Annotated in this window: 5 protein-coding genes; 2 read left to right on the forward strand and 3 right to left on the reverse strand. The window is 71.7% G+C overall.

Annotated features, from left to right (window positions below):
• The 3 genes from GUY60_RS33630 to GUY60_RS33640 all read right to left on the reverse strand — a co-directional run.
• A partial coding sequence (locus GUY60_RS33630; RefSeq protein ID WP_312866522.1) for a biotin/lipoyl-containing protein occupies positions 1-252 on the reverse strand: 252 nt, incomplete at its 3' end.
• A gap of 63 nt (positions 253-315) precedes the next feature.
• The gene (gene lpdA / locus GUY60_RS33635; protein ID WP_161704821.1) at positions 316-1,704 is read right to left on the reverse strand and encodes a dihydrolipoyl dehydrogenase; all 1,389 of its coding nucleotides are present in this window, start codon (positions 1,702-1,704) and stop codon (positions 316-318) included.
• Positions 1,705-2,029: 325 nt separating this feature from the next.
• Positions 2,030-3,544 (reverse strand): leucyl aminopeptidase, encoded by a 1,515-nt coding sequence (locus tag GUY60_RS33640; protein WP_161704823.1) that lies wholly within the window; start codon positions 3,542-3,544, stop codon positions 2,030-2,032.
• A 214-nt stretch (positions 3,545-3,758) separates the two neighbouring features.
• Between GUY60_RS33640 and GUY60_RS33645 the strand changes: the two genes are divergently transcribed.
• Entirely contained in the window at positions 3,759-4,541 is a 783-nt protein-coding gene (locus GUY60_RS33645) for an adenosylcobinamide-GDP ribazoletransferase (protein ID WP_161704827.1), read from the forward strand.
• Between the two features lie 81 nt (positions 4,542-4,622).
• Positions 4,623-5,362: hypothetical protein (locus GUY60_RS33650; protein WP_161704825.1), on the forward strand; the 740-nt coding region annotated here is incomplete at its 3' end.

The following is a 5,362-nucleotide window of genomic DNA, read 5'->3' on the forward strand; positions in this document are numbered from 1 at the left end:
GGCCGGAGCCGCGCCGGCGGCACCGATGACGGCGAGCTTCGCGCCGACCTCGGCGGTCTCGTCCTCACCGACCACGATCTCGAGCAGCACACCGGCGGCGGGCGACGGGATCTCGGTGTCGACCTTGTCGGTCGAGACCTCGAGCAGCGGCTCGTCGGCCTCGACGCGCTCGCCTTCAGCCTTCAGCCAGCGGGTGACGGTGCCTTCGGAAACGCTCTCGCCGAGCGCCGGCAGGGTTACGGAAACCGACATGGTTTCGGTTGCTCCTAACGAACTACGTACGGATAAGGGGGCGCGGTCCCTGCGGGAGAGCGACTAGTCGTGGGAGTGCAGCGGCTTGCCGGCCAGCGCCAGGTGAGCCTCGCCGAGCGCCTCGTTCTGCGTCGGGTGCGCGTGGATGAGCTGCGCGACCTCGGCAGGCAGCGCCTCCCAGTTGTAGATGAGCTGCGCTTCGCCGACCTGCTCGCCCATCCGGTCACCGACCATGTGGACACCGACGACTGCGCCGTCCTTGACCTGGACGAGCTTGATCTCGCCCGCGGTCTTGAGGATCTTGCTCTTGCCGTTGCCCGCCAGGTTGTACTTCAGAGCGACGACCTTGTCCGCACCGTAGACCTCCTTGGCCTTCGCCTCGGAGAGACCGACGGAGGCGACCTCGGGGTGGCAGTACGTCACCTTCGGCACGCCGTCGTAGTCGATCGGCACGGTCTTGAGACCGGCGAGACGCTCCGCCACCAGGATGCCCTCGGCGAAGCCGACGTGCGCGAGCTGGAGCGTCGGGGCCAGGTCACCGACGGCCGAGATGGTCGGCACGTTGGTCTGCATGTACTCGTCGACCAGGACGTAGCCGCGGTCCATCGCGACGCCCTGCTCCTCGTAGCCCAGGCCCTGCGAGACCGGGCCGCGGCCGATGGCGACCAGAAGCACCTCGGCCTCGAAGGTCTTGCCGTCGGCGAGGGTCACGCGGACGCCGTCCTGCGTGTACTCGGCCTTCTCGAAGAACGTGCCGAGGTTGAACTTGATGCCGCGCTTGCGGAACGCGCGCTCAAGAAGCTTGGAGCTGTTCTCGTCCTCGACCGGGACGAGGTGCTTGAGGCCCTCGACGACCGTCACGTCGGCGCCGAAGGACTTCCACGCCGAGGCGAACTCGACGCCGATGACGCCGCCGCCCAGGATGATCGCGGACTGCGGGACGCGGTCCAGGGTCAGGGCGTGGTCCGAGGAGATGATGCGGTTGCCGTCGATCTCCAGGCCGGGCAGCGACTTCGGCACGGAGCCGGTCGCGAGCAGGACGTGACGGCCCTGCACACGCTGGCCGTTCACGTCGACGGAGGTCGGGGACGACAGGCGGCCCTCGCCCTCGATGTACGTCACCTTGCGGGAGGCGACGAGACCCTGCAGGCCCTTGTACAGGCCGGAGATCACGTCGTCCTTGTACTTGTGGACGGCCTTGATGTCGATGCCCTCGAAGGTCGCCTTGACGCCGAACTGGTCGGCCTCACGCGTCTGGTCGGCCACCTCGCCGGCGTGCAGCAGGGCCTTCGTGGGGATGCAGCCGTTGTGCAGGCAGGTGCCGCCGAGCTTGTTCTTCTCGATCAGGGCGACGTCCAGACCCAGCTGCGCTCCGCGCAGGGCCGCGGCATAACCGCCGCTACCACCGCCGAGGATCACTAGGTCGAAAACGGTGCTGGCGTCGTTCGCCACGTCACGTCCTCCATGCATGTGCGCCGTACGCCGGTCTCCGATGACCGCGCGGCGGCTGGTGTTCGGCCGCTTGTTCCTTCGGCCCTGTGGTGGGGGCCCTGTCCTGCCGAGAACCCATCTTCGCACTTGTCGACGGGTGACGGGACGCCGGGCCGCTGTCTGAGACGGGGGCAACACCGTCTCAGAGGATTACTGCTGCGTATCGACCTACGGATTTCGTCATGAGCGAAACCCGGACAGGTCGACCGGGGCACCGCCGTGGCGGGCCCCGAAGCGCGTACGGCCCCGGGGTGTGAACTCCGGGGCCGTACGCGGGAATGCTCGGTCAGCCCAGGTCGCCGGCGGCGGTGCGCTCGGCGAGCCGGACCAGGGTGCGCACGGCGGAACCGGTGCCGCCCTTGGGGGTGTAGCCGAACGGTCCGCCCTCGTTGAAGGCCGGGCCCGCGATGTCCAGGTGGGCCCAGGTGATGCCCTCGCCCACGAACTCCTGCAGGAACAGACCGGCCACCAGGCCGCCGCCCATCCGCTCGCCCATGTTGGCGATGTCGGCGGTCGGGGAGTCCATGCCCTTCTTGAGGTCGGCGGGGAGCGGCATCGGCCAGGACGGCTCGCCGACCTCCTCCGCGATCTCGTGGATCGACGTACGGAAAGCGTCGTCGTTGGCCATGATGCCGAAGGTCCGCTTGCCGAGCGCCAGGACCATCGCGCCGGTCAGGGTCGCGACGTCCACGATCGCGTCCGGCTTCGCCTCGGAGGCCTTCCACAGCGCGTCGGCCAGGACGAGCCGGCCCTCCGCGTCGGTGTTCAGGACCTCGACGGTCTTGCCGCTGTACATCCGCAGCACGTCGCCGGGGCGGGTGGCGCCGCCGGACGGCATGTTCTCCGCGAGGGCGAGCCAGCCGGTGACGTTCACCTCGAGGCCGAGGCGGGCGGCGGCGACGACGGCGGCGAACACGGCGGCGGCACCGGCCATGTCGCACTTCATCGTCTCGTTGTGCCCGGCCGGCTTCAGCGAGATGCCGCCGGAGTCGTACGTGATGCCCTTGCCGACGAACGCGAGCGACTTCTTCGCCTTCGGGTGCGAGTACGCGAGCTTCACCAGGCGCGGCGGAGCGTCCGAGCCGGCGCCGACGCCGAGGATGCCGCCGAACCCGCCCTTGGCGAGGGCCTTCTCGTCGAGCACCTGCACCTTGATGCCGTGCTCCTTGGCCGCGGCGGAGGCGACGGCGGCGAAGGCCTCGGGGGTGAGGTCGTTCGGCGGGGTGTTGACCAGGTCGCGGGAGCGGTTGACCTCCTCGGCGACCGCGGTGGCGCGCTCGAGGGCGGCCTTGGTGGCCTTGTCGCGCGGCTTCTCCACGGCGAGGACGGCCTCGGCCAGCGGGCCCTTCGCGTCGTCGTCGCCATTCTCCTTGTACGCGTCGAAGGAGTAGCCGCCGAGCGCGGCACCCTCGGCGATCGCGGCGACGGCGTCGGGGCCGTCGGCGGGCAGGGCGAACACGGCCTTCGTGGTGCCGGTCAGGACGCGGGCGGCGGCTCCGGCGGCGCGACGCAGCGCGTCCCCGTCGTACGCCTCGTCCTTCTCCGGCACTCCGCCGAGCCCGACCGCGAGGACGACCGGCGCCTTCAGCCCGTCGGCGGCGGGCAGCTTGGTCGTCTCACCCTCGCCGCCCGAAGCCCCGAGCGCTTCGAGGACCGCGGCGAGCTTGCCGCCGAACGCCTTGTCGACGACCTCGGCGCCCGAAGCGACGACCGGTCCCTTGGCGCCCTTCGCGACACCGACGACGATCACGTCGGCGCGCTGCCCGGCAGCGGCGGCGGGCTTCAGAGTCAGAGCAGTCACGGTGGTGAATTCTCGCTTCCGTTGAGTGGTGGCCGAGGGGATGGGGTCGACCGGGCCCAGCCGCATCGTACGACCGGCCCGGAGGAGCGCCGGAGCCGAGCCTACGCGGGGTCGCGCCGAATGCGCCGGGAGTGGCCCGGCCGACGGCGGTTAACCTGCCGCGGTGAACTCAGCGGGCGACGGGGACAGCGTGAACGGCGACGACGGCAACGGCATACGGGACGACCTCGGGCACGGACTCCGGTTCGCCTTCGGCACGTTGACCGTGCTGCCGGTACGGCTCACCCGCTGGGACCGGGGCGCCGCCCGCACCGGCATGCTGTGCGCGCCGCTCGCCGGTCTGGTGGTCGGCCTGTGCGCGGCCGCGCTCGGGGCGGTGCTTCTGCTGCTCGGTACCGGCCCGCTGCTCGCCGCCGTCGCCACGGTCGCGGTGCCCGCCGCGCTCACCCGCGGCCTGCACCTGGACGGCCTCGCCGACACCGCCGACGGCCTCGGCAGCAACAAGCCCGCCGAGGCTGCCCTCGACATCATGAAGCGCTCCGACATCGGCCCGTTCGGCGTGGTCACCCTGCTGTTCGCGCTGCTCGCCCAGGTCGCGGCCCTCTCCCGGGCGTACGAGTCGGGCCTGGCCGCGGGCGCGCTCGCCGCCGTCGTCTCGGCGGTCGCCGCCCGCACGGTCCTCACCCTGGCCTCGCGCGCGGGCGTCCCGGCCGCCCGGCCCGACGGTCTGGGTGCGGCGGTCGCCGGGACGGTCCCGGTGCGCGGCGCGCTGCTCACCCTGGCCGCGACCGCGGTGCCGGCGGCGCTCGCCGGGGCGCTGTGGGGGCCGTACGAGGCGCTGCGCTGCGGGGCGGCGGTGCTGGTGGCGGCGGGCGCGGCCGAGCTGCTGCTGCGGCGCTGTGTACGGCGGTTCGGCGGGGTCACCGGGGACGTGTTCGGCGCGCTCGCGGAGACGGCGGCGACGGTGGCGCTCGTGGTGCTGGTGCTGGGGAGTTGAGGCGGGGTCGCTCCCCGGGGACCGTGCCCGGTCCGCCGTACCGCGTTAAATTGCGCATAACGCGCAATTCGGGAGCGGTGGATGAGCGACTGGTGGTACCGGAACATCGTCGAGCCGGGGAAGCTGCCGCTGCTCCTCGCGCTCGTCTCGTTCGTGCTGTCGTTCCTGGTCACGCGGATCATCACGCGCATGATCCGGGCGGGCCGCGGCCCGTTCGGCAACGTCAAGACCGGTGATCTGCACATCCACCACGTCGTGCCCGGCATCGTCCTGACCGTCATCGGCGGCTTCGGCGCGGTCGCCGCGGGGCAGCACAGCTTCGGCTCGCTGGTCTCCGCGGTCCTGTTCGGGCTCGGCGCGGGCCTGGTCCTCGACGAGTTCGCGCTGATCCTGCACCTGGACGACGTGTACTGGAGCGAGGCGGGCCGCAAGAGTGTCGAGGTCGTCGTGCTCACCGCCGCCCTGGTGGCCCTGGTCCTCGGCGGCTTCCTGCCCTTCGGGGTGAACGAACTGTCGCCGGAGGAGCGGCAGAACCGGGTGGCCGTCGTGCTCAACACCGCCCTGAACTTCTTCTTCGCCCTGGTCGCCCTCGGCAAGGGCAAGCCGCGCGTCGCCCTGATCGGCACGGTGGTGCCGTTCGTCGCGCTGTTCGGGGCGGTACGGCTGGCGCGGCCCGCGTCACCGTGGTCGAAGCTGTTCTACAAGCGCCGGCCACGCACCCGCGCGCGTGCGGGCCTGCGGGCCTTCCGGCACGACCGGCGCTGGGCCGGGCCGAGCCGCAGGTTTCAGGACCTCGTCGGAGGGCGCCCCGACCCCGACCC

The sequence above is a fragment of the Streptomyces boluensis genome (genome assembly GCF_009908195.1).
Classification (GTDB): domain Bacteria; phylum Actinomycetota; class Actinomycetes; order Streptomycetales; family Streptomycetaceae; genus Streptomyces; species Streptomyces boluensis.